This window comes from Mesorhizobium sp. M0848 (assembly GCF_040319805.1).
Lineage (GTDB): Bacteria > Pseudomonadota > Alphaproteobacteria > Rhizobiales > Rhizobiaceae > Mesorhizobium.
The window spans coordinates 1-21,933 of sequence record NZ_JAMYOM010000006.1; the positions used below are offsets into that span (position 1 = coordinate 1).

The window sequence follows — 21,933 nt, forward strand, 5'->3', positions numbered from 1 at the left end:
GGGCGATCATGCCCCCGTGTCGTCAAAAAGCTACCAGCCAAATATCCTGTCAGAACACTGAAGGTGCCTAAGTGAACTGCATTAGGCCCGTGCGGCAGCCTTTATTTTATGCATGTCGCCATCCCAAAATCGCTGTGCGCTTTTGGGCGACATGCATTGGCGGGAGACGGAAAATGGCAGAGGATCGAATCATCGTGCGCCCGGCGCAGGCGAGCGATATTCCGGCGTTGAAGCAGGTGCTGCATGAAACCTTCGAAGGCACATGGCTGCCGAACATCACCGAAGCAGCGGCGCGGCGCTATGTCGAGACGGATATTGGCGGGCGCTATGTCGACCAGAGCTGGCCTGAATTCGCCGTTGCCGAGATCGATGGCGAGGTCGCCGGCCTGATCCATTGGCGCGCGGATTTCATCGAGGCCCTGCACGTGACGGCATCCCGTCAAGGGCAAGGTGTCGGCCGCAAGCTGCTTTCCCACGCCGAACAGGCGATCGGCGCCGCCGGATTGGCGCAGGCGCGGCTGGAAACCGACACGTTCAATCTGCCCGCACAAGCACTCTACAAGGCGGTCGGCTATATCGAGAAAAACCGCTATCCAGACGACGAATGGGACAGTGGCTTCACCACGGTGCTGTTCGAAAAGCGGCTGTAGATCTCTCCTTGACCTGACCTGCCAAGGCGCAGGAACAGCTTTGCGCATTGCCCGGTCCCGCGACATGGTTTTGCCCTTCGACGCCCTTCAATGACCTCGCTCTTGCCTTCAAACTGCCGTCACGAATCTCGTATAAGACTGGCTCGTGGCGGGAGAGGAAGAAGGAGGCGAACCGATATGCAGAACGAACGTGAAATCGACGCCCTGCTCTCACCTGGCGAGGCCGGATCGATCATCGACCGGCTGATGGCGATGCCGAGGAAATCCGACGACGCCAAGATTGCGAACGAATGGGATCGCGCTGTCGCCAGCCGCTTCGAGACCCGTCTGGCCAGGCAGATGCGCTCGCAGATCGACGGCGACCGTCAGAACGCGGCGTGATCGCCCGTTGAAACCTACCCCCTCCGCAATCTGACCGGCGCTTCGCCGAAAGTCCTTGAAAACGCTCTCGAAAATGCGGCGGCGGACGAGAACCCGGTCCGCCCGGCAATATCGGCCATGGCAACCCTCGTATCGACCACCAGCCGGCGCGCGGCGCCGAGGCGCAGCCTGAGGTAATAGGCGCCCGGTGTCTCGCCGATAGATTTGCGAAAGATGCTTTCCAGCGTCCGTGCCGTCACCCCGGCACGCTTTGCCATCGCCTCTATGGTCAGAGGCTGGTCGACATGCGCTTCCATCAGCCGGATCGCATGCGCCAGCCGCGGATCGTAGCCGTCGAGCCGGCCGAGCGAGACCAGCGGCTGTGCGTCGGTGGCGGCGCGCGCCTGGTCATAGATGAAGACGCTGGCGACATCGAGCGCCACCGCCATGCCGAGCCGCGTGCGGATGAGATGCAGCATCAGGTCGAAGGTCGGCGAAGCGCCGCCCGAGGTGAACACCGGCCCGTCGATGACGTAGCGATCCGGGCGGACATCGACGCCAGGGAACGCCGAGGAAAAATCCTCCATGTCCTCCCAGTGGGTGGTGGCGCTGCGCCCTTCCAGCAGGCCGGCGCGTGCCACCAGCCAAGTGCCCGCCTCGACACCGCCGCAAGCACGCGCCGTGCGTGCGGCCCGGCGCAGTCCGGACAACAAAGCCGAAGTTGCATAGTTCTGGGTGCCGAAGCCGGCGACGACGACAAGGACGTCGGTTGGCTCGCCCGCGTCGAAACGGCCACTGACCGCCACCGGCAGTCCGCAGGTGGTGACCGGAGCCTCGCCGGTCACCGAGACCAGCCGAAAATCGAACAGGGTCTCGCCGGAGATACGGTTGGCGGCGCGCAGCGGATCGACGGCCGAGGCCACGCACATGATCGACGAGCCCGAAAACACCAGCAGCGTCACCTTGAGCGGCAGACGCTCGGCGCGAAATATCGTCGGTTTTTCGCTTTTTGTCATGGAAGCTTCGTAAAGCGCAAAACAGTTTCCGGCAAGTCGGGCATTGTTGTGGTCTGTTTCTATCGGAGGAGAGTTCCATGCCGCTTGCGATGAACCGTGAGGTCTTCATTACCTGTGCCGTGACCGGGTCCGGCGGCTCGCAGGACCGCAGCCCGCATGTGCCACGCTCGCCCAAGCAGATCGCCGATTCCGCCATCGACGCAGCCAAGGCGGGTGCGGCGATCGTGCACTGCCATGTGCGCGATCCCGAAACCGGCAAGCCGAGGCGCGATGTGCATCTCTACCGCGAAGTGACCGAGCGCATCCGCGCGGCGGAAGTCGACGTCATCCTGAACCTGACCGCCGGCATGGGCGGCGACATGGTGTTCGGATCGCCGGAAGCGCCGCTGCCGCTCAACGAAAAAGGCACCGACATGGGCGGCGCCACCAACCGCATGGAACATGTGCGCCAGTGCCTGCCGGAAATCTGCACGCTCGACTGCGGCACCATGAATTTCGCCGAAGCCGACTATGTCATGACCAACACGCCCGGCATGCTGCGCGCCATGGGCGGCATGATGACGGCGCTCGGCGTCAAGCCGGAGATCGAGGCCTTCGACACCGGCCATCTGTGGTTCGCCAAGCAACTGGTCGAGGAAAAGGTGCTGAACCCGGATGCGCTGGTGCAGCTCTGCATGGGCGTGCCGTGGGGTGCGCCTGACGACCTCAACACCTTCATGGCCATGGTCAACAATGTCCCGTCCACCTGGAACTGGTCGGCCTTTGCCATCGGCCGCAACCAGATGGCCTATGCCGCGGCGGCGGTGCTGGCCGGTGGCAATGTCCGGGTAGGTCTCGAAGACAATCTGTGGCTCGACAAGGGCGTGCTGGCGACCAATGCTCAGCTGGTCGAGCGTGCCGCCAGCATCGTCACCAATCTGGGCGCCAGGATTCTTGGGCCGGAAGAGGTGCGGCAAAAGCTCAACCTCACCAAGCGGGCGCCGATCGCGGCATAACTTATTCATCGGGAGGGGCGGCATGACTACCGTAAAATTCACCGCGATGAAGGATGGCGACCGGGACGACTACGAGTTCCTGACCGCGCATGAGATCGACTATGCGGCAAGGACCGGCGAGCGGCTGCTCGATGCGCTGGTCCAGCTCGACGCGGGCCTGTCGGGCTACAAGATCACCCGGCTCGGCCATTCGCTGCAGGCGGCGACGCGTGCCTGGCGCGACGGCGCCGACACCGACTGGATCGCCTGCGCGCTGCTGCACGACATCGGCGACATTTACGCGCCATACAATCACGACGAATATGCCGCTTCGATCCTGAAACCCTTCGTGCGCGAACAATGCACCTGGGTGGTGGAAAAGCATGGCGACTTCCAGCGGCTCTACTATGCCCATCATCTGGGCGGTAACCGCCATGCGCGCGACCGCTTTGCCGGCCACGCCTATTTCGACGATTGCGACCAGTTTTGCGAACGCTGGGACCAGTCGAGCTTCGACCCCGACTATGACACGCTGCCGATCGAATTGTTCCGGCCCTTCGTGCTCGAAGTCTTTGCCCGCAAGGCCTACGACCCGTCCGTGATCCGCGCCGGCGAACGCGTGCCGCTCATCGATCCCGCAACAGCCACGACAAGAGCCGGAGCTTCCGCATGAGCATCATCAACAAGGCAGCCGCCATCGGTGGCGGCGTCATCGGCGCCGGCTGGGTGGCGCGCCTGCTGCTCAACGGCATCGACGTGTCGATCTTCGATCCCGATCCCGAGGCATCGCGCAAGGTCGGCGAAGTGATGAAGGGCGCGCGGCGCGCCTACAAGCAGATGGTGCCCGGCGGCCTGCCCATGGAGGGCAAGCTGACCTTCGCCAAGACCATCGCCGAGGCGGTCGCCGATGCCGACTTCATCCAGGAGAGCGTGCCGGAGCGGCTTGACCTCAAGCACCGCGTGCTGGCCGAGATCGATACCCATGCGCCGGCCAACGCCATTGTCGGCTCCTCGACCTCGGGCATCAAGCCGACCGACATGCAGGTGGCGATGAAGAAGCACCCGGAGCGGCTGGTCGTCGGGCATCCGTTCAACCCCGTTTACCTCTTGCCGCTGGTCGAGATCGTCGGCGGCGAACAGACCTTCCCAGAGGCGATCGAGGTCGCCAAGGAAATGTATGCCTCGATCGGCATGAAGCCGGTGGTGATCCGCAAGGAGATCGAGGCCTTCGTCGGCGACCGCCTGCTCGAAGCGGCATGGCGCGAGGCGCTGTGGCTGATCAAGGACGGCATCTGCACGGTCGAGGAACTCGACGACATCATGCGCTACGGCTTCGGCCTGCGCTGGGCGCAGATGGGCATGTTCCAGGTCTATCGCGTCGCCGGCGGCGAGGCCGGCATGCGCCACTTCATGGCGCAGTTCGGGCCCTGCCTGAAATGGCCATGGACCAAGCTGATGGATGTGCCGGAGTTCAACGACGAGTTGGTCGACCTGATCGCCACGCAGTCGGACGACCAGGCGCATGGCCTGTCGATCCGCGAACTGGAAAAGATCCGCGACGATAATCTGGTCGCCATCATGGACGCGCTGTCGAAGCAGAACAAAGGCAAGGGCTGGGGCGCTGGCGCCCTGCACAAGGACTATACTAGGCAGTTGGCCAAACTGGCGGCGAAGAAGCCCACGGCCTCCAAGGCGGCCGAGAAGGCCAAGGCGTTGAAGCCGGTGAAAAAAGCCGAGAAGCCGAAGAAAAAGACCGGCAAGAAGAAGGGCTGAAGCATGGATTTCGGGCTGTCGGAAGAACAGAGGCTCATCGTCGAGACGACGAAGGCGTTCGTCGAGAACGAGCTATACCCGCATGAGCGCGAGGTCGAGCGCACCGGCGTGCTGCGCCGCGACCTGATCGAGGAGATCAAGGTCAAGGCGATCGAAGCCGGGCTCTATGCCGCCAACATGCCGGCCGATGTCGGCGGCGCTGGCCTGGATACGGTGACCTGGCTGCTCTACGAAAAGGAACTCGGCCGCGCCAACTATGCGCTGCACTGGACCTGCGTGGCGCGGCCCTCCAACATCCTCTTGGCCGGCACACCCGAGCAGCGCGAGAAGTATCTGTTCCCCTGCATCCGCGGCGAGAAATGGGACTGCCTGGCGATGACCGAGCCGGGCGCCGGCTCCGACCTGCGCGGCATGAAGGCGACCGCCGTGCAGGACGGCGACGACTGGGTGCTGAACGGCACCAAGCATTTTATCTCCCACGCCGACCTCGCCGACTTTGCCATCGTTTTCATGGCCTCAGGCGAAGAGGATTCGCCGCGCGGCAAGCGCAAGAAGATCACCGCCTTCTTCGTCGACAAGGGCACCAAAGGCTTCACCGTCCGCGATGGCTACCGCAACGTCTCGCATCGCGGCTACACCAACGCCATCCTCGAATTCGACGATTGCCGGCTTCCCGCCGCCCAAGTGTTGGGCGAAGTCCACAAAGGGTTCGACGTCGCCAATTCATGGCTCGGCGCCACCCGCCTGCAGGTCGGCGCCACTTGCCTCGGCCGTGCCGAACGAGCGCTTGGTCATGCCGTGGAATACGCAGCACAACGCCAGCAGTTCGGCCAGCAGATCGGCAAATTCCAGGGCGTGTCGTTCAAACTCGCCGACATGGCGACCGAACTGAAGGCCGCCGACCTGATGGTGTTCGAAGCCGGCTGGAAGTACGATCAGGGCACCGTCACCGATCAGGACATGGCCATGGCCAAGCTGAAGGCCACCGAAATGCTTGCATACGTTGCCGATGAAGCGATCCAGATCCATGGCGGCATGGGGCTGATGGACGATTTGCCGCTGGAGCGCATCTGGCGCGACGCGCGCGTCGAGCGCATCTGGGAGGGCACGTCGGAAATCCAGCGCCACATCATTTCACGGGCGCTGCTGCGTCCGTTTGGGGCATAACATATGCACAAGCTTGAGCGTCTCCTGCGGCCGAAATCGATCGCCGTCTTCGGCGGTGCACAGGCCGCAGCCGTCGTCGCGCAGTCGATCAAGATGGGCTTTGCCGGCGATATCTGGCCGGTGCATCCGACCAAGGACGAGGTTGCCGGCCGCAGGGCCTATCGTTCGGTCGCCGATTTGCCGAGCGCACCGGACGCTGCCTTTGTCGGCGTCAACCGGCATTTGACCATCGAGGTGGTCAAGGCGCTGGCCGAACGCGGTGCTGGCGGTGCCGTCTGCTTTGCCGCCGGCTTCCTCGAAACCGAGGCCTATGACGACGACGGCGAGCGGCTGCAGGCCGAGCTGGTCGGGGCGGCCGGCTCGATGCCGATCATCGGGCCGAATTGCTACGGCCTGATCAATTATGCCGACGGCGCGCTTCTGTGGCCCGACCAGCATGGCGGGATAAGACTGGCCGAGGGCGGCAAGGGCGTCGCCATCATCACCCAGTCCTCCAACATCGCCATCAACATGACGATGCAAAGGCGCGGCCTGCCGATCGCCTTCCTGATGACCGCCGGCAACCAGGCGCAGACCGGCCTGTCCGAAATGGCGCTCGGCCTGATCGAGGACGAGCGGGTCACGTCGCTCGGCCTGCATATCGAGGCTTTCGATTCGGTAGCCGGCTTCGAGCGGCTGGCGGCACGGGCGCGCAAGCTGAAGAAGCCGATCATCGCCATGAAGGTCGGCCGTTCCGAACAGGCCAGGCAGGCGACTGTCTCGCATACCGCCTCGCTGGCCGGCTCGGACGCGGCCTCGGGTGCGTTCCTGCGGCGGCTCGGCATTGCGCGTGTCGATTCGATCCCCGCCTTCATCGAAGCGTTGAAGCTGCTGCACATCACCGGACCTTTGCCCGGCTACAGGCTGTCGTCGATGAGCTGCTCGGGCGGCGAGGCCTCTGTCATGGCCGACAGCGCCGAAGGGCGCTGGGTCAATTTCCCTGTACTGACCGACAGCCACCGCGCCCATGTCAAATCGACGCTCGGGCCGCTGGTCGCGGTCGCCAACCCGCTCGACTACCACACCTTCATCTGGAACAACGAGCCGGCGATGACCGCCACCTTCACGGCCATGGTGTCGGGCGGCTTCGACCTCAACATGCTGGTGCTCGATTTTCCGCGTCCCGACCGCTGCTCGGTCACCGACTGGTGGGCGACGCTACGCGCCTTCGAATCGGCGCTGAAGACCAACAAGGCGCATGGCGCGATCGTCTCCTCGCTGCCGGAGAACCTGCCGGAGGAATACACGGCCGAGTTGATGGCGCGCGGCATGGTGCCGTTGTTCGGCATTTCGGAAGCCATGGATGCAGCCGGGGCGGCGGCCTTCATCGGCTGGGCTTGGGCTGAACCGCAGGCGCAGCCGATCGACACGTCCGCATCCGGTGCGCCTGGCGGCGACCACGTCACGCCCGATGAGGCCGAGGCGAAGTCACGGCTGATCAAGGCTGGCCTGCCGGTGCCGAAGGGCGAACGCGCCGCCAATGCGGTCGAGGCGGTGATCTCTTCCATGGCGCTTGGCTTCCCGGTGGCGCTGAAGGCGCTCGGCGTCAGCCACAAATCCGAAGTTGGCGCCGTCAGGCTCAATCTCAGGGATGCCGAATCCGTCAGCACCGCGGCGCATGACCTCTTGCCGCTCGGCACCGGGCTCTATGTCGAGCGCATGGTGCGCGACGGTGTCGCCGAACTCATCGTCGGCTTCACCCGCGATCCGATGTTCGGCGCGGTGATGACGCTCGGCACCGGCGGCGTGCTGGTCGAGCTGTTGCGCGACAGCGTTACGCTCATGCTGCCGGCGACCCGCGACGATATCGAGGCGGCGCTGCGCGGCCTGAAACTGTTCCCGCTGCTCGAAGGCTATCGCGGCCGGCCGAAAGCCGATGTCGCGGCTGCCATCGATGCCATTTCGGGCATTGCCGCCTTCGTGCAGCAGAATGCCGGTGAGATCGAGGAACTCGACATCAACCCGCTGATCGTCTGCGCGGAGGGCAAAGGCGCCTGGATCGCCGACGCACTGCTGGTGCTGGGAGACAAGAAGAATGTCTGACGTCATTTCGACCCGCCGCGAGGGCACCATCCTCGAAGTCACGCTCGACCGGCCCAAGGCCAACGCCATCGACCTGAAGACCTCGCGGCTGATGGGCGAGACCTTCATGGCGTTCCGCGACGATCCGGAGCTTCGCGTCGCCATCGTCAAGACCGCCGGCGACAAATTCTTCTGTGCCGGCTGGGATTTGAAGGCGGCCGCCGGCGGCGATGCGGTCGACGGCGACTATGGCGTCGGCGGCTTTGCCGGGCTGCAGGAGTTGCGCGACCTCAACAAGCCGGTCATCGCTTGCGTCAACGGCATGGCGGTCGGCGGTGGCTTCGAGCTGGCGCTGTCCTGCGACCTCATCTACGCCTCCGATCATTCCTCCTTCGCACTGCCCGAGATCCGCGCCGGCACGCTGGCCGACGCGGCAACGATCAAACTGCCGAAGCGCATCCCCTACCATGTCGCCATGGACCTTCTGCTCACGGGCCGCTGGATGGATGTCGCCGAGGCGCATCGCTGGGGCCTGGTCAACGAGGTACTGCCCAAGGAAAGGCTGGAAGATCGCGTCTGGGAGATCGCCCGGTTGCTCGCCAGCGGCCCGCCGCTGGTGTTTGCCGCGATCAAGGAAACGGCGCGGGTGGCGGAATCGCTGACTTTCCAGGACGCGATGAACAGGGTGACGCGCCGGCAGCTGCCGACGGTCGATGCGCTCTACGGCTCCGAGGACAATATGGAAGGCTTTCGTGCGTTTGCGGAAAAGCGCGATCCGGTGTGGAAGGGGAAGTAGTGGGAACGATGGCGTCCCGTCACACCCCCCTCTGCCCTGCCGGGCATCTCCCCCGCAAGGGGGGAGATTGGATGTCGTTTCTGCTTTCGCCAATCGTCAACGTTGCAAGAAGAGCACCGCGATCGAAACTGCCAATCTCCCCTCTTGCGGGGGAGATGGCCGGCAGGCCAGAGGGGGGTGCCCAGGTTCGACTTCGGCAGCCTCACTCATGACCGACTACAAAACCCTCATCGACGCCGAGACCTGGGCCTTCATCGAGCGCACCAATTCCTATTACCCGCCGGATACAATCGACTACACGATCGCGCAGCAGCGCGAGATCTACGACCGCATCTGCCGCGAATTCTTTGCCGGCTATCCCGACGGCGTTGCTGTCGAAACCTCAGCCATCGCGACGTCCACGCACGATATCCCGACCCGTATCTATCGAAGCCCACTCCAGGCAGCCGTGACGGTGCTCTATGTCCATGGCGGCGGCTTCATCCTCGGCGGACTGGACAGCCATGACGATGTCTGCGCCGAGCTTTGTGCCCGCACCGGCTATGAGGTGGTCTCGGTCGATTATCGGCTGGCGCCTGAACATCTGCATCCGGCCGCCTTCGACGACGTGATGAGCGCTTTCGAATGGGCCGCCGCGACCCCTTCGCACCAGATCCTGCTGTGCGGCGACAGCGCCGGCGGCAATCTCTGCGCCGCCGTCAGCCATGCAACGCGCGGCCATTCGAAAACGCCGATCGGCCAGGTTCTGATCTATCCCGGCCTCGGCGGCGACCGGTCGCAAGGATCGTACATAACGCATGCCGAAGCGCCGATGCTGACCACGCGCGATCTCGAATTCTACCAGAACATCCGCACCGGCGGGCAAGACGGCACCGGCGACATCACGCAGTCGCCGCTTGCCGACGCCGATTTCGCCAACCTGCCGCCGACAGTGCTGATCACCGCGCAATGCGATCCCCTGTCGTCCGACGGCGAAGCCTATCGCGACCGCATCGTCGCGGCCGGCGGACGGGCATATTGGTTCGAGGAACCAGGGCTGGTGCATGGCTATCTCAGAGCCCGGCACACGGTGGGCCGCGCCCGAGCGAGTTTTACCCGGATCGTCGATGCGGTGGCCGCCCTTGGACAGGGCGCCTGGCTCTGGTGAGTGGTTCTATCGTCTCGCGGTTTGGGCCTTATTGCACGGCCGCGGCCCCCCCCCGCCCGGCGCCGCGGCCGGAAAAGATGCACCCACCGAGGAATGTGCCTTCGAGCGCCGCATAGCCATGCACACCGCCCCCGCCGAAACCGGCGGCTTCGCCGACGGCGTAGAGTCCCGCGACCGGCTGGCCATCGGCATCCAGCACGCGGCTGTCGAGGTCGGTCTGCAGGCCACCCAGCGTCTTGCGGGTCAGGATGTTGAGCCGCACCGCGATCAGCGGGCCGTTTGCCGGGTCGAGCATCTTGTGCGGCTTTGCCGTGCGGATCAGCCGGTCGCCGAGATAGGCACGGGCGCCGCGCAAAGCGGTGATCTGCATGTCCTTGGAGAACGGATTGTCGAGCTGCCGGTCGCGGGCGCGGATTTCGCGCTCGACCTGGGCCACCTCAAGAAGCGGCTCACCGCCGGCAAGCGCGTTCATGCGCGCGACCAGCGCCGGCAAATCAGCCTCGACGATGAAATCCTCGCCCTTCTCCATGAACGCCTTGACCGGACCCGGAATGCCAGATGTGGCGCGGCCGAGCACCTGGCGCCAGCTCTTGCCGGTCAAATCAGGGTTCTGCTCGGAGCCCGACAGCGCGAACTCCTTCTGGATGATCTTTTTGGTCAGGATGAACCAGGAATAGTCAAAGCCTGTGCTCATGATGTGGGAGAGCGTGCCCAGCGTGTCGAAACCGGGATAGAGCGGCACCGGCAAGCGCTTGCCGCGCGCATCGAGCCACAGCGATGACGGGCCGGGCAGGATGCGTATCGCATGGTCGGTCCAGATCGGCGCCCAGTTCTTGATGCCCTCGACATAGTGCCACATGCGGTCGCGGTTGACGATCGAGCCGCCGGCCCGTTCGGTGATCGCCAGCATGCGGCCGTCGACATGGTCGGGCACACCGGTGATCATGCGCTTGGGCGCCGTGCCAAGCCGCTTGGGCCAATTCTCCCGCACCAGTTGATGGTTGGCGCCGATGCCGCCGGAGGCGACGATCACCGCTTGGGCGTGAAGCTCGAAATCACCTGATATTTCGCGCGAACTCTTGTGGCCGCGCTCGACAGCGCTGGGCTGCAGGATGTCGCCACGCACACCGGTCACAACAGCACCCGTCCGCGTCAGTTCATTGACCCGATAACGGAACTTGAAGCTTATCAATCCGCGTTTTTGCGCCTCGCGCACGCGCTGCACGAACGGTTCGAGAACGCCGGGGCCGGTGCCCCAGGTGATGTGGAAGCGCGGCACCGAATTGCCGTGGCCGATGGCATTGCCGCCGCCGCGCTCGGCCCAGCCGACCACGGGGAAGAATTTCAGGCCGCGCTGCATCAGCCAGGAGCGTTTTTCGCCGGCGGCAAAGCCGACATAGGCTTCCGCCCATTTGCGCGGCCAGAAATCCTCGGGCCGATCGAAAGCCGCGGTGCCCAGCCAGTCTTCCAGCGCCAGGTCATGCGAATCGCGGATGCGCATGCGCCGCTGCTCGGGCGAATCGACGAGGAAAAGGCCGCCGAACGACCAGAACGCCTGGCCGCCGAGCGACTGCTCCGGCTCCTGGTCGACGATGATGATTCTCTTGCCGGCCTCGGCAAGCTCGGCGGCGGCAACCAGCCCGGCAAGGCCAGCGCCGACAATGATCACGTCCGCATCGTCAGCCATCTTTCCTCCCAGAATTAGCCGGCTACTTTATTGCCGGGGTCAGACGGTCTCCCAGCCGTCCGTGCCGCCGGCGCGGAAGATCGCATCGATGACTTTCTGGTTGAGCACAGATTCCTCCAGCGTGAAGACGCGCTCCTTGCCGCCCTGTGCCGCACGCGCGAAGGTCTCGACCTCCAGCCGGTACTGCTGCGTGCCGGGAAAGCGGAACACCTGCGCCTCGGTGTGGTTCTGGTTGTGCAGTTCCACGCGGTGGTGGTCGTAGAGCCCGGCATTGAAGGGCGAGAACAGCTCGATGAAACCCTTCTCACCGTGGAACACCATCACCTGGCGCGCCGCCATCTGCGTCGACAGGTAGAAGGACAGTTCGAAGTCACCGAAATCGGCGCGGATCGAGGAGTAGATGTCGGTGCCGAATGTCTTGTCGCGCTCGATCGTCGCCTGCACGCGCAGCGGCTCCTTGCCGGTCGAAAAGCGCGTCGACACGGTCGGGTAGACGCCGATGTCGGGCAGCGCGCCGCCGCCGAGGTCGAGCTGGTTGCGCATGTTGCTGGGGTCGACATTGTAGTAGGAGAAGGCACCCTGCACATGGCGCAGCCGGCCGATGGCGCCGCTGGCGATGAGGTCGCGTACCTTGATCCATTGCGGGTGGTAGATGACCATGAAGGCCTCGCAGACCAGCACCTTTTTCTGGTCGCGCAGCTTGATCAGCGGAAGAATGTCCTTGGCGTCGAGCGCCAGCGGTTTTTCGACCAGCACGTGCTTGCCGGCTTCGATGGCCTTGGCCGCCCACTCGACATGCTGCGAGGTCGGCAGCGGGATGTAGACGCCGTCTACTTCTTTCGAGGCGAGCAGTTCCTCATAGGAGCCGAAGGCATGCCGCGCACCGAAGCGGTCGGCCAGCGCCTTGGCCTTCGACAGGTCGCGGCTGGCGATCGCCGACAGCACGCCGTTCTCCGCCTCGACCATGGCCGGCAACAAATGCTCGCGGCCGATCTTGGCCGTCGACAACACACCCCATCGGAACATCAGGCTTCTCCTCTCGATTACAGGCGACGAGGTTTGCCCGAAATCGCCGGAAAAGCCAATGACAAGGTCAGCCCCTTTTGCCGGTCAGCGTCATGTCGAAGTCGACGATGTTGGAATAGATCGGCGTGCCGACATCCATGCCGTAGCGTGACCTCAACACCTTGCCGGTGACATGGAATTTTATGGTGCCAGCCTTGAGACCGCCAAGCTCGGCCGTGAATTTTTCCGGGAACGTCTTGCCGCGCGCCGTCAGCCTACCGGAGACCAGGGCCGTGGTGTCGCTGGTTCGGGTCACACTGGTCGAGCGGAACTGGATTTCCGGGTTCTTGGCGGCATCGAACACCGCGTCGGAGCGCAGGAAGGCATCGATACGGCCCTGGCCGGTGCCGACGCTTTCGGGAAAGATGGTGAAATTGACCTGCGAGCGCCCGACATCGCTGTTGTCGATGCGGATCGACCCCTTGAAGCGGGCAAAGGCGCCATTGAGGCCGCCGCCGCCGACCTTGTCGATGGAGAAGCGGATGCTGGAGCTGGCCGGGCTGATCGAATAGCTGCCGGCGGCGTCACCAAGCGCGACGGCCGCTGAAACAGGCATGGCAAGGCAAGCGGCGACCGCCGCAAATCCGAGGATGCGCGTGTACATGGGATGTTCCTTGTTGGAGGCAGCGCATTTCTTGCGCCCTCACTCCATGAACGAATGAACCGCTCGCTCTATTCCGGATCTGACGAAGGCGTGATCATGCGCGTGAGCACGCCATCCCTGAGCTGGAAATGATGCCGCAGTGCCGCCGCGACGTGGAGCGCGACCAGAGCCATGCCGGCATAGCCGAGATACCAGTGCGCCGCCGCCCAGAAGCTTTCGGCGCCATCCGATTCAGCCAGCGGCAGGTTCGGCATGACGAACAGGTTGAACGGCAGGCTGGGGATCTCCAGCATCGACACCGACACCAGCGCCCAGCCGGACAAGGGCAAGGCAAGCTGGAACGCGTAGAGCGCAAAATGGACCAGCGGGGCGGCCCGACGCTCCAGGGTTCCGACCGAGCGCGGCAGCGGCGGCGTTGCATTGCCGAGGCGCCAGGCGACGCGCAGCACCACCAGACCGAGCAGCAGAAAGCCGAAGGATTTGTGCAGTTGGATCAGTTCGAAGGCGGTGCGCTGACTGGTCAGCCGAACCATGACGAAGCCGAGCCCGAACTGACCGATGAAGATCAGCGCAATCAGCCAGTGGAGAATGATCGCGCCCCAGCCATAGCGGGTGCTGTTGGTGATCGATGTTTGCATGGGACGTGAACGAACGGTGAGGCGGCTTTCTTCCGACGCGCGCTTCACCCTCCCCTTGTGGGGAGGGTCGACCCGCGGTCGGAGCGAAGCGAAGACTGCGAGACGGGGTGGGGATGCGCCCTACGAGGCCCCCACCCCGCTTCGCAAAAGCCGCCTTCGCGGCATTTTGCTACGCGACCCTCCCCACAAGGGGGAGGGTGGGCTAGCCACTCACCTTGAAGAAATCGACAAACGCCCTGAGCGCTGGCCGCATCTGACGGCGGCTCGGATAATAGACAAAGAAGCCGTCGAAGGGCGGGCACCAATCCTCCAGCACGCGGATCAGCCTGCCGTCGGCGAGCGGGGCGCGGACATAATCCTCAAAGACGAAGGCGAGCCCGGCGCCGTCGACCGCCGCCTGCGCGATCAGATGGTCCTCATCGAGGATCAGCGGTCCCTCCACCGCCATCTCGATCGTCTCGCGGCCTTTCTCGAATTCCCAGCGGTAGAGGATGCCGCTGGAGAAGCGGAAGCGGATGCAGCGGTGGCCGGCTAGGTCGCGCGGGTGGAGCGGCTTGGGGCTCACCTCGAAATAGACCGGGGCGCCGACCACCGCGCCGCGAAGGTCCGGCCCGATGCGCACCGCGATCATGTCGCGCTGCAGGCTCTCGCCTAGCCTGACGCCAGCATCGAAGCCGCCTTCCACCACGTCGGTGAAGCGGTCCTCGATGACGATCTCCAGCACGATGTCGGGATAGGCCGACGCAAAGGCGCCCAGCCGTGGCGTCAGCGCCAAATGGGCCGCCGTGCGCGGCACGGTCAGCCGCAGATTGCCGGCCGGCCGGTCGCGCGCTTCGATTGCCGTCTCCAGCGCCAGGTCGATCTCGGAAAGCGCCGGCCGCAATCGCTCGAGCAGTTGCGCGCCCTCCTCGGTCGGGGCAACGCTGCGCGTGCTGCGTGCCAACAGGCGCACGCCAAGCCGGGCTTCGAGGCTGGATACCGCGTGGCTAACCGCCGAAGGCGCGATGGCCAATTCCCTGGCAGCGCCGCGAAAGCTGCCGCATTGAGCGACAGTCGCCAGCACCGCCAGTTGTGAAAGATGCGCTCGATTCATTGATCTATCTTTTAGTACAGCCCGTGCGGATGAAAACCGATTATCGAACACAAGGCAAGGCGCTATTTCTGCCACATCGCAACAAGGAGACGCGTTATGCAAACCCGCAAGCTAGGAACTGAATTGAACGTCTACCCCGTCGGCCTCGGCTGCATGGGCATGAGCTTCGCCTATGGCGGCCAAGCGGAAGCCGATGCGATCGCCACGCTCCACCGCGCCGTCGACATCGGCGTCAATTTCTTCGACACGGCGGAAGTCTATGGCCCTTACGAGAACGAGATCCTGCTCGGCAAGGCGCTAAAGTCGGTGCGTGACAAGGTGACGATCGCGACAAAATTCGGCTTCAAGATTTTGGAGGAAGGCACAGGCCTCGACCGCATGGCGGGCGTCGACAGCCGCCCCGAGCACGTCAAGGCGGTCGCCGAGGCCTCGCTGAAACGGCTGGGCACGGATGTGATCGACCTCTACTACCAGCACCGCGTCGACCCCAACGTGCCAATCGAGGATACGGTCGGCGCCATGGCCGAACTGGTGCGCGAGGGCAAGGTGCGCGCGCTTGGCCTGTCGGAGGCGAGTGCCGCGACCATACGCCGGGCCCATGCCGTGCATCCGATTGCTGCCGTGCAGAGCGAATATTCGCTGTGGAGCCGCGACCCGGAAGACGAGGTGTTCGCCGTCTGCCGCGAACTCGGCATCGGCTTCGTTCCCTACAGCCCGCTCGGCCGTGGCCTGCTGACCGGCACGATCGGCAAGCCCGAGGCCTTGAGCGACGACGACTGGCGCCGGACCTTGCCGCGCTTCCAGGCCGAGGCGATGGAAGCCAATGCCGCCGTCATCGCCACGCTGGAAAAGCTGGCGGCTGAAAAGGGCGCAACCTCGGCGCAGCTGGCGCTAGCCTGGGTGCTGCACCAGGGCGATTTCATCGTGCCGATCCCCGGTGCAAGAAGGATCCGCCATCTCAAGCAGAATGCGGCAGCGGCCGGGATCGCGCTGAGCGCGGTCGAGGTGCAGGCGATTGGCGATGCGCTGTCGCCCGACAAGGTGGTCGGTAGGCGCTATGCGCAGAAGGAGTTGGCGCTGGTGAATGGGTGAAAGCTGGTGAGTAAGCGGAAGAGGGTGCTTCGGCGCCCCTTTTCATGCGCGATGGTGCAGAAGGTTGCGTGACGTTGGCGCGAGGCACCCCCCTCTGTCCTGCCGGACATCTCCCCCGCAAGGGGGGAGATCGGATGTCACGCCGGCTTTCGCCAATCACCAACGTTGCAAGAAGGGTGCCGCCGATGAAGTTGCCAATCTCCCTCCTTGCGGGGGAGATGGCCGGCAGGCCAGAGGGGGGTGCCTCGCGCCAACATTCGGGCAACTCCCTACCAAGGCACGACAGTGGTCTCCGGCCAATACTCCTGGGCGCGTCTGCCCTTCACCTCATGCGTGCGCTGATTGTCCATCACCCGGTTCGGTGTGATGCGGAACGAAAAAATATCGTCAAGACCAAATGGAGCCACGATCTCGAGCTGCCCATCCGCATCGTATCGCACACCCACCGCATGGGTCTTCGACGCGAAATAGCTGACGGATTCGCTGGAGCTGGAATAGCGCGGGCACGGTTGCCCGAATTTCTGCGGATACCACAGATGCACCCGCGCCTGGTTGCGCACCTCGACCGGCAGCGGCAGTCCTTCGAAATGCTTCTCCGCCCGGCGGATCACCGCATCCTCCGCCTCGTAGGATAGATCGGCGTCATCGAAATAAAACAGGTCGACATCCTTGATGCCGTAACCCGGGGGCTTGCCGGTCAGGTGGTTCCAGACACTGTTGTAGAGCGCGCCGGACACCACCAGCCAGTCCGGCAGGTCGAGCGTGTGAGCCCGCGCCAGCGCGTCGCGGACCAGCGGGTCGGCAGGCACGATGGCGAGAAACGCCGCGCGCTGTTCTTCGAAAGGAAGTCCGGAATACCGCAGATGGTCCATCGCCCTTTGGAGGGCGATTCGCCATCTGCTCGCAAGTCTTAGCCGCGCAGAACGCCACCCGTCTGCTTGCCGACATTCTCGACGATACGCTTCGCCAGTGCCTCGAAATCCTCGTCGGTCAGCGTCTTTTCGACCGGCTGGATCGACACTTCGATTGCAATAGACTTCTTGCCCTCGCCCAGCGAAGCGCCTTCGAAGATGTCGAAGACCGAAACCGCGGTGATCAGCTTCTTGTCGGCGGCAAGGGCTGCGCGGACCAGCGCGCCGGCCTCGACCGACTTGTCAACGACGAAAGCGAAGTCGCGCTTGACCGCCTGGAAGGGGGACAGTTCCAGTTTCGGCTTGGTTTTCGTCGGCTTGGCCTTCGGTTCGGGCACCGCATCGACGAACACCTCGAAGCCGCACAGCGGCCCGGAAACATCGAGCCCCTCCAGCGTCTTCGGGTGGAATTCGCCAAAGGTGCCGAGCACGGTTTTCGGGCCGAGCTTGATGGTGCCGGAACGGCCGGGATGGTACCAGGCTGGACCGCCGGCCTCGATCTGCAGCCGCTCGACCGGCGCACCGCAGGCTTCGAGCGCGGCGATCGCGTCGGCCTTGGCGTCGAACACGCCGACCGCACCCGAATTGCCGGCCCAGTTGCGGCCGGAGCCGTCGAGCTTGGCGGTGCCGCGACGCACACCGGCGGCGACGCGCCGCTGTTGGTCGGCGCCGTCGCCCTCATAGGTGCCCGACACTTCGAACAGCGCCACGTCGCCAATACCCTTGTCGGCATTGCGCTGTGCAGCGGCGATCAGCCCGGGCAGCAGCGACGGCCGCATGTCGGACATGTCGGCGGCGATCGGGTTGGCGAGCTTCAGCGCGGTCTGGCCACCGCCGAACAGCTCGGCATGCTTGGCCGGAATGAACGACCAGGTGACGGCTTCCATCATGCCGCGCACGGCAAGCGCGCGCTTGGCGGTGCGGGTACGGACCTGCAGCGTGGTGAGTATCCTGGCGTTGACCGCGTCATGCGCACCGAGCGGCTGCGGCGCGATGTTGTCGACGCCGTGGATGCGCATGACTTCCTCGACCAGATCTGCCTTGCCATCGACGTCGGGGCGCCAGGACGGCACGGCGACGTCGAAGACGCCCGATATCTTTTCTTGAGACGAGAAATCTCGTGTGCCGGGCGGCGGAGCAACATAGTTGGCATGGGGTCGATAGGTTGGCTCTGCACTGAAACCCAGGCGCTCAAGGATAGATAGGCTCTCATCCTCGTCGACCTCGATGCCGGTCAGCCGCTTCACTTCCGCCAGCGGGAAGGAAACGATCTTCGGCTGATAGTCGGCATAACCGACGACTTCCATTTCGGTCGGCGTGCCGCCGCAGAAATCGAGCACCAGTTTCGTTGCCAACTCGACGCCGGGAACCATGAATTCGGGGTCCACGCCGCGCTCGAAGCGGTAGCGCGCGTCGGTGATGATGCCGAGCGTGCGGCCGGTGCGCGCCGTGGTGATCGGATCCCAAAGGGCGGATTCGATCAGCACGTCGGTCGTGTTCTCGTCGCAGCCCGAATGCTCGCCGCCCATGATGCCGGCGATGGACTCGACGCCATTGTCATCAGCGATGACACACATTTCCGGCGTCAGCGTGTATTCGCGGCCGTCGAGCACCTGCACCTTTTCACCATCGCGCGCGCGGCGCACGACGAGATTGCCGGCAACCTTGCTGGCGTCGAACACATGCAGCGGGCGGCCGCGGTCGAAGGTGACGTAATTGGTGATGTCGACCAGCGCGCTGATGGGTCTCAGGCCAATGGCGATCAGCCGCTGCTGCAGCCATTTCGGCGACGGCCCATTCTTGACGCCCTTGACCAGGTTGAGCGCGAAGCCAGGGCAAAGCTCCGGCGCTTCGATCGTTACCTTGACCGGACACATGCCGTTGCCGACATGCGGCATGATGGCGCCGCCGACGAGGCGGCCAAGCCCGCTCGCCGCCAGATCCCTGGCGACGCCATAGACGCTGGTGGCGTCCGGCCGGTTCGGCGTCAAATTGATCTCGATGACCGGATCGTCGATATGCGCATAAGCGGCGAAGCTGGTGCCGACCGGCGCATCCTCGGGCAGGTCGATGATGCCGTTGTGTTCGTCTGACAGTTCCAGCTCGCGCTCGGAACACATCATGCCGTGGCTCTCGACCCCCCTGATCTTGCCGACCGCCAGCGTCACGTCGATGCCGGGCACATAGGTGCCGGGCGCAGCAAAGGCGCCGATCAGGCCAGCGCGGGCGTTTGGCGCGCCGCAGACGACCTGCACGGGTGACTTGCCGTCGCCCGTATCGACGGTCAGCACGCGCAGCCGGTCGGCATCGGGATGCTGGACCGCCGTCAGCACCCTGGCGATGACGAAGGGCTTCAGGCTCGACTTGTCGTCGACATGCTCGACTTCGAGGCCGATCGAGGTCAGTCGCTCGACGATCTCGTCGAGCGTGGCGTCGGTCTCTAGGTGGTCCTTGAGCCAGGAGAGGGTGAATTTCATGGGACTGTTCCGTCTGGTCTTTTGACGCTTGTTTTCAGATGTCTCGGCAGGTCGTCGGATATATGCAGGAAGGCAAGCTGTTCGCCGACATAGGCATGCTGCGTCGGCTCAAAATCGGCCGGCATGTCCATGGCGCCGAGCATGAAGTAGATGTCGTCTTCCAGCCGCTCGTCGACATAGGCGATGGGCGAGCCGCAAGTGCCGCAGAACGAGCGCGTCACCGGGCCGTTCTCATACATCTTCAGCGCCTTGCCGGTGAACGCGACCTGATCGACCAGGAAGCCGACAAAGGCCGACACCGGCGCGCCGCTGGCCCGCCGGCAATCGCCGCAATGGCAATAGCTGACGTGATGCGGTTCGACGGAAGCTTCGAACCGCACGGCGCCGCAGCGGCAGCCGCCGGCGTAGGGCGCTGTCATGCGCTCAGGCCTCCGAACAACGTCGGCATGTCGAGCGGCCTGAAGCCGTAATGCGACAGCCAGCGGACGTCCGCGTCGAAGAAGGCGCGCAGGTCCGGCATGCCATATTTCAGCATGGCGATGCGGTCGATGCCCATGCCCCAGGCAAAGCCCTGATATTCGTCCGGATCAAGCCCGCCATGGCGCAGCACGTTGGGATGGACCATGCCGCAGCCGAGGATCTCCATCCAGTCGGAGCCTTCGCCGAAGCGCACTTCGCCGGGCCTGGAGCGGTCGCACTGGATGTCGACCTCGAGGCTCGGCTCGGTGAACGGGAAGAAGGACGGCCGGAAGCGCATCTTGACCTGCGGCACCTCGAAGAAGGCCTTGCAGAACTCCTCCAGCACCCACTTCATGTTGGCGACGTTGGCCGTCTTGTCGATCACCAGCCCCTCGACCTGATGGAACATCGGCGAGTGAGTGGCGTCCGAATCCTGGCGGTAGGTCTTGCCCGGAATGACGATGCGGATCGGCGGCTTCTTCGTCTCCATGGTGCGGATCTGCACCGGCGAAGTGTGGGTGCGCAGAAGCTTGCGCTCGCCCTTCTCGTCCGGCTGGAAGAAGAAGGTGTCGTGCATCTCGCGCGCCGGATGGCCTTCGGGGAAATTCAGCGCAGTGAAATTGTAGTAATCGGTCTCGATATCGGGACCTTCCGCGATGGAAAACCCGAGGTCGCCGAAGATCGCCGCGATCTCATCGATGACCTGGCTGATCGGGTGGATACGGCCGCGCTCGGCCGGCGACTGCCGCACCGGCAGCGTCACATCGACCCTTTCGGCGGCGAGGCGGGCGGTGATCGCCACATCTTTCAACTCGGCCTTGCGCACCGTCAGCGCATCTGTGACGCGGTTCTTGAGTCCGTTGATTGCGGGGCCTTTGACCTGACGCTCCTCAGCGGTCATGGCGCCAAGGGTCTTCAGCATCTCGGACACGGCGCCCTTCTTGCCGAAAGCAGCGATGCGCACGGCCTCGATGGCCGGCTCATCGGCGGCCGAGGCGATTTCGGCCAGAAGTGAGTTTTCAAGCGTATCCAGGCCAGTGGTTGCGTCGTTCACGGTCAAACTCGCTACGTTGGAAATCAGCTCAAAGTGAAAGTCACTTTTAAGTTGAAAGTTCAGGCAAAAGAAAAACCCGCGCCAGCCGTGCCAGCGCGGGTTCCCCAAATCAGAATTGCGAATGCTTGGGAAGCGCTGGTCTTAGGCGACAGCGCTTTCAAAAGCGTTCGGCGTGGTGTTCTTCAGATATTCGAGCGCCACCTTGGCCTTGGCGACCAGGGCTGCGAAAGCCTGCGGCTCATGGATGGCCATGTCCGACAGGATCTTGCGGTCGATCTCGATGCCCGACTTGTTGAGGCCGTCGATGAAGCGGCCATAGGTCAGGCCATGCTCGTGCGTCGCGGCGTTGATGCGCTGGATCCACAGCGCGCGGAACGAGCGCTTGCGGTTCTTGCGGTCGCGATACGCGTACTGCATCGACTTTTCCACCGCCTGCTTGGCGATGCGGATGGTGTTCTTGCGGCGGCCGTAGAAGCCTTTGGCGGCTTTCAGGACCTTCTTGTGCTTGGCGTGCGAAGTGACGCCTCTTTTTACGCGTGCCATGTCATGATCTCCTTAAAAGCAATTCCAGGAAAAGTGCCTTGCGGTTTTCCGTTCGGAATTGCGTAAAACAAATGCGTGTCCGGACCGAATGATCTTATTTTGGCGAATGATGTTTTCCAAAAAGTCTGCAACTTTTTGGCATCATTCCCTAGAGACCGTTCGGCAGAAAATTCTTGATGACCTTCTTGCCATCCGGTTCAGCCAGAACCATCGTGCCGCGGGCATTTCGAATGAACTTGTTGGAACGCTTGATCATGCCGTGACGCTTGCCGGCCGCAGCCGACAGGACTTTACCCGTACCTGTGATCTTGAACCGCTTCTTGGCGGCCGATTTGGTCTTCATCTTGGGCATTTTGCTACTCCGTA

22 protein-coding genes are annotated in these 21,933 nt (G+C 63.9%); 10 read left to right on the plus strand and 12 right to left on the minus strand.

The genetic code is table 11. The features are described 5' to 3' along the window. Positions 1 to 173 precede the first annotated feature (173 nt). Positions 174 to 650: a GNAT family N-acetyltransferase gene (locus NKH95_RS08000; protein ID WP_352440489.1), complete on the plus strand. Its 477-nt coding sequence runs from the start codon at positions 174 to 176 to the stop codon at positions 648 to 650. A gap of 177 nt (positions 651 to 827) precedes the next feature. After that, positions 828 to 1,031: a hypothetical protein gene (locus tag NKH95_RS08005; protein ID WP_023810587.1), complete on the plus strand. Its 204-nt coding sequence runs from the start codon at positions 828 to 830 to the stop codon at positions 1,029 to 1,031. Between the two features lie 14 nt (positions 1,032 to 1,045). Here the strand turns inward: NKH95_RS08005 and NKH95_RS08010 are convergent, their stop codons facing one another. Then, complete coding sequence (locus NKH95_RS08010; RefSeq protein WP_352891296.1) at positions 1,046 to 2,026, minus strand: GlxA family transcriptional regulator; 981 nt, start codon at positions 2,024 to 2,026, stop codon at positions 1,046 to 1,048. Positions 2,027 to 2,103: 77 nt separating this feature from the next. Between NKH95_RS08010 and bcoG the strand changes: the two genes are divergently transcribed. The 7 genes from bcoG (at position 2,104) to NKH95_RS08045 (ending at position 9,944) form a co-directional block, all read left to right on the plus strand. After that, positions 2,104 to 3,021, plus strand: coding sequence for a 3-dehydrocarnitine:acetyl-CoA trimethylamine transferase BcoG (bcoG, locus tag NKH95_RS08015; RefSeq protein WP_023810589.1), 918 nt, complete (start codon positions 2,104 to 2,106; stop codon positions 3,019 to 3,021). A gap of 22 nt (positions 3,022 to 3,043) precedes the next feature. Continuing rightward, positions 3,044 to 3,673: an HD domain-containing protein gene (locus NKH95_RS08020; protein WP_352554621.1), complete on the plus strand. Its 630-nt coding sequence runs from the start codon at positions 3,044 to 3,046 to the stop codon at positions 3,671 to 3,673. After that, the gene (locus NKH95_RS08025) at positions 3,670 to 4,773 is read left to right on the plus strand and encodes a carnitine 3-dehydrogenase (RefSeq protein WP_352891297.1); all 1,104 of its coding nucleotides are present in this window, start codon (positions 3,670 to 3,672) and stop codon (positions 4,771 to 4,773) included. The genes NKH95_RS08020 and NKH95_RS08025 overlap by 4 nt, the downstream gene beginning before the upstream one ends. Before the next feature lie 3 nt (positions 4,774 to 4,776). Next, positions 4,777 to 5,940 carry an acyl-CoA dehydrogenase family protein gene (locus tag NKH95_RS08030; protein ID WP_352440490.1) on the plus strand — a complete coding sequence of 388 codons (1,164 nt, stop codon included), beginning with the start codon at positions 4,777 to 4,779 and terminating at the stop codon, positions 5,938 to 5,940. A 3-nt stretch (positions 5,941 to 5,943) separates the two neighbouring features. Continuing rightward, positions 5,944 to 8,022 (plus strand): acetate--CoA ligase family protein, encoded by a 2,079-nt coding sequence (locus NKH95_RS08035; RefSeq protein ID WP_352891298.1) that lies wholly within the window; start codon positions 5,944 to 5,946, stop codon positions 8,020 to 8,022. Then, the gene (locus tag NKH95_RS08040; RefSeq protein WP_352891299.1) at positions 8,015 to 8,797 is read left to right on the plus strand and encodes a carnitinyl-CoA dehydratase; all 783 of its coding nucleotides are present in this window, start codon (positions 8,015 to 8,017) and stop codon (positions 8,795 to 8,797) included. Before NKH95_RS08035 ends, NKH95_RS08040 begins: the two co-directional genes overlap by 8 nt. A gap of 208 nt (positions 8,798 to 9,005) precedes the next feature. Further along, a complete protein-coding gene (locus NKH95_RS08045) occupies positions 9,006 to 9,944 on the plus strand; it encodes an alpha/beta hydrolase (protein ID WP_352891300.1) in 939 nt (312 codons plus the stop codon). Between the two features lie 28 nt (positions 9,945 to 9,972). Here NKH95_RS08045 and NKH95_RS08050 read toward each other — a convergent pair whose 3' ends face one another. The 5 genes from NKH95_RS08050 to NKH95_RS08070 form a co-directional block, all read right to left on the minus strand. Continuing rightward, entirely contained in the window at positions 9,973 to 11,631 is a 1,659-nt protein-coding gene (locus NKH95_RS08050) for an FAD-binding dehydrogenase (protein ID WP_352891302.1), read from the minus strand. Between the two features lie 39 nt (positions 11,632 to 11,670). Beyond that, positions 11,671 to 12,657 (minus strand): Gfo/Idh/MocA family protein, encoded by a 987-nt coding sequence (locus NKH95_RS08055; RefSeq protein WP_352891304.1) that lies wholly within the window; start codon positions 12,655 to 12,657, stop codon positions 11,671 to 11,673. Positions 12,658 to 12,724: 67 nt separating this feature from the next. After that, complete coding sequence (locus NKH95_RS08060; RefSeq protein WP_023810598.1) at positions 12,725 to 13,300, minus strand: YceI family protein; 576 nt, start codon at positions 13,298 to 13,300, stop codon at positions 12,725 to 12,727. A gap of 68 nt (positions 13,301 to 13,368) precedes the next feature. Continuing rightward, entirely contained in the window at positions 13,369 to 13,938 is a 570-nt protein-coding gene (locus NKH95_RS08065) for a cytochrome b (RefSeq protein WP_352891306.1), read from the minus strand. A gap of 202 nt (positions 13,939 to 14,140) precedes the next feature. Next, on the minus strand, positions 14,141 to 15,031 hold the full coding sequence (locus NKH95_RS08070; RefSeq protein WP_023810600.1) for a LysR family transcriptional regulator: 891 nt from the start codon (positions 15,029 to 15,031) through the stop codon (positions 14,141 to 14,143). A gap of 96 nt (positions 15,032 to 15,127) precedes the next feature. Between NKH95_RS08070 and NKH95_RS08075 the strand changes: the two genes are divergently transcribed. Continuing rightward, entirely contained in the window at positions 15,128 to 16,123 is a 996-nt protein-coding gene (locus NKH95_RS08075) for an aldo/keto reductase (RefSeq protein ID WP_352891307.1), read from the plus strand. 269 nt (positions 16,124 to 16,392) lie between these two features. Here the strand turns inward: NKH95_RS08075 and NKH95_RS08080 are convergent, their stop codons facing one another. The 6 genes from NKH95_RS08080 to rpmI form a co-directional block, all read right to left on the minus strand. Next, the gene (locus NKH95_RS08080) at positions 16,393 to 16,995 is read right to left on the minus strand and encodes a nucleotidyltransferase family protein (RefSeq protein ID WP_352891308.1); all 603 of its coding nucleotides are present in this window, start codon (positions 16,993 to 16,995) and stop codon (positions 16,393 to 16,395) included. A gap of 38 nt (positions 16,996 to 17,033) precedes the next feature. Beyond that, complete coding sequence (gene pheT / locus NKH95_RS08085; protein WP_352891309.1) at positions 17,034 to 19,511, minus strand: phenylalanine--tRNA ligase subunit beta; 2,478 nt, start codon at positions 19,509 to 19,511, stop codon at positions 17,034 to 17,036. Beyond that, a complete protein-coding gene (locus tag NKH95_RS08090; RefSeq protein WP_352773865.1) occupies positions 19,508 to 19,930 on the minus strand; it encodes a GFA family protein in 423 nt (140 codons plus the stop codon). Before NKH95_RS08090 ends, pheT begins: the two co-directional genes overlap by 4 nt. Beyond that, positions 19,927 to 21,024: a phenylalanine--tRNA ligase subunit alpha gene (gene pheS, locus NKH95_RS08095; protein WP_352554632.1), complete on the minus strand. Its 1,098-nt coding sequence runs from the start codon at positions 21,022 to 21,024 to the stop codon at positions 19,927 to 19,929. The genes NKH95_RS08090 and pheS overlap by 4 nt, the downstream gene beginning before the upstream one ends. A gap of 141 nt (positions 21,025 to 21,165) precedes the next feature. After that, entirely contained in the window at positions 21,166 to 21,567 is a 402-nt protein-coding gene (gene rplT / locus NKH95_RS08100) for a 50S ribosomal protein L20 (RefSeq protein WP_023672281.1), read from the minus strand. A 148-nt stretch (positions 21,568 to 21,715) separates the two neighbouring features. Then, positions 21,716 to 21,919: a 50S ribosomal protein L35 gene (rpmI, locus tag NKH95_RS08105; protein WP_006201248.1), complete on the minus strand. Its 204-nt coding sequence runs from the start codon at positions 21,917 to 21,919 to the stop codon at positions 21,716 to 21,718. Between the last annotated feature and the right edge of the window lie 14 nt (positions 21,920 to 21,933).

Bases quoted from the DNA above. Each gene is read 5' to 3' on its own strand.
- NKH95_RS08000 (WP_352440489.1), top strand. From the start codon at position 174: ATGGCAGAGGATCGAATCATCGTGCGCCCGGCGCAGGCGAGCGATATT.
- NKH95_RS08005 (WP_023810587.1), top strand. From the start codon at position 828: ATGCAGAACGAACGTGAAATCGACGCCCTGCTCTCACCTGGCGAGGCC.
- NKH95_RS08010 (WP_352891296.1), bottom strand. From the start codon at position 2,026: ATGACAAAAAGCGAAAAACCGACGATATTTCGCGCCGAGCGTCTGCCG.
- bcoG (WP_023810589.1), top strand. From the start codon at position 2,104: ATGCCGCTTGCGATGAACCGTGAGGTCTTCATTACCTGTGCCGTGACC.
- NKH95_RS08020 (WP_352554621.1), top strand. From the start codon at position 3,044: ATGACTACCGTAAAATTCACCGCGATGAAGGATGGCGACCGGGACGAC.
- NKH95_RS08025 (WP_352891297.1), top strand. From the start codon at position 3,670: ATGAGCATCATCAACAAGGCAGCCGCCATCGGTGGCGGCGTCATCGGC.
- NKH95_RS08030 (WP_352440490.1), top strand. From the start codon at position 4,777: ATGGATTTCGGGCTGTCGGAAGAACAGAGGCTCATCGTCGAGACGACG.
- NKH95_RS08035 (WP_352891298.1), top strand. From the start codon at position 5,944: ATGCACAAGCTTGAGCGTCTCCTGCGGCCGAAATCGATCGCCGTCTTC.
- NKH95_RS08040 (WP_352891299.1), top strand. From the start codon at position 8,015: ATGTCTGACGTCATTTCGACCCGCCGCGAGGGCACCATCCTCGAAGTC.
- NKH95_RS08045 (WP_352891300.1), top strand. From the start codon at position 9,006: ATGACCGACTACAAAACCCTCATCGACGCCGAGACCTGGGCCTTCATC.
- NKH95_RS08050 (WP_352891302.1), bottom strand. From the start codon at position 11,631: ATGGCTGACGATGCGGACGTGATCATTGTCGGCGCTGGCCTTGCCGGG.
- NKH95_RS08055 (WP_352891304.1), bottom strand. From the start codon at position 12,657: ATGTTCCGATGGGGTGTGTTGTCGACGGCCAAGATCGGCCGCGAGCAT.
- NKH95_RS08060 (WP_023810598.1), bottom strand. From the start codon at position 13,300: ATGTACACGCGCATCCTCGGATTTGCGGCGGTCGCCGCTTGCCTTGCC.
- NKH95_RS08065 (WP_352891306.1), bottom strand. From the start codon at position 13,938: ATGCAAACATCGATCACCAACAGCACCCGCTATGGCTGGGGCGCGATC.
- NKH95_RS08070 (WP_023810600.1), bottom strand. From the start codon at position 15,031: ATGAATCGAGCGCATCTTTCACAACTGGCGGTGCTGGCGACTGTCGCT.
- NKH95_RS08075 (WP_352891307.1), top strand. From the start codon at position 15,128: ATGCAAACCCGCAAGCTAGGAACTGAATTGAACGTCTACCCCGTCGGC.
- NKH95_RS08080 (WP_352891308.1), bottom strand. From the start codon at position 16,995: ATGGACCATCTGCGGTATTCCGGACTTCCTTTCGAAGAACAGCGCGCG.
- pheT (WP_352891309.1), bottom strand. From the start codon at position 19,511: ATGAAATTCACCCTCTCCTGGCTCAAGGACCACCTAGAGACCGACGCC.
- NKH95_RS08090 (WP_352773865.1), bottom strand. From the start codon at position 19,930: ATGACAGCGCCCTACGCCGGCGGCTGCCGCTGCGGCGCCGTGCGGTTC.
- rplT (WP_023672281.1), bottom strand. From the start codon at position 21,567: ATGGCACGCGTAAAAAGAGGCGTCACTTCGCACGCCAAGCACAAGAAG.
- rpmI (WP_006201248.1), bottom strand. From the start codon at position 21,919: ATGCCCAAGATGAAGACCAAATCGGCCGCCAAGAAGCGGTTCAAGATC.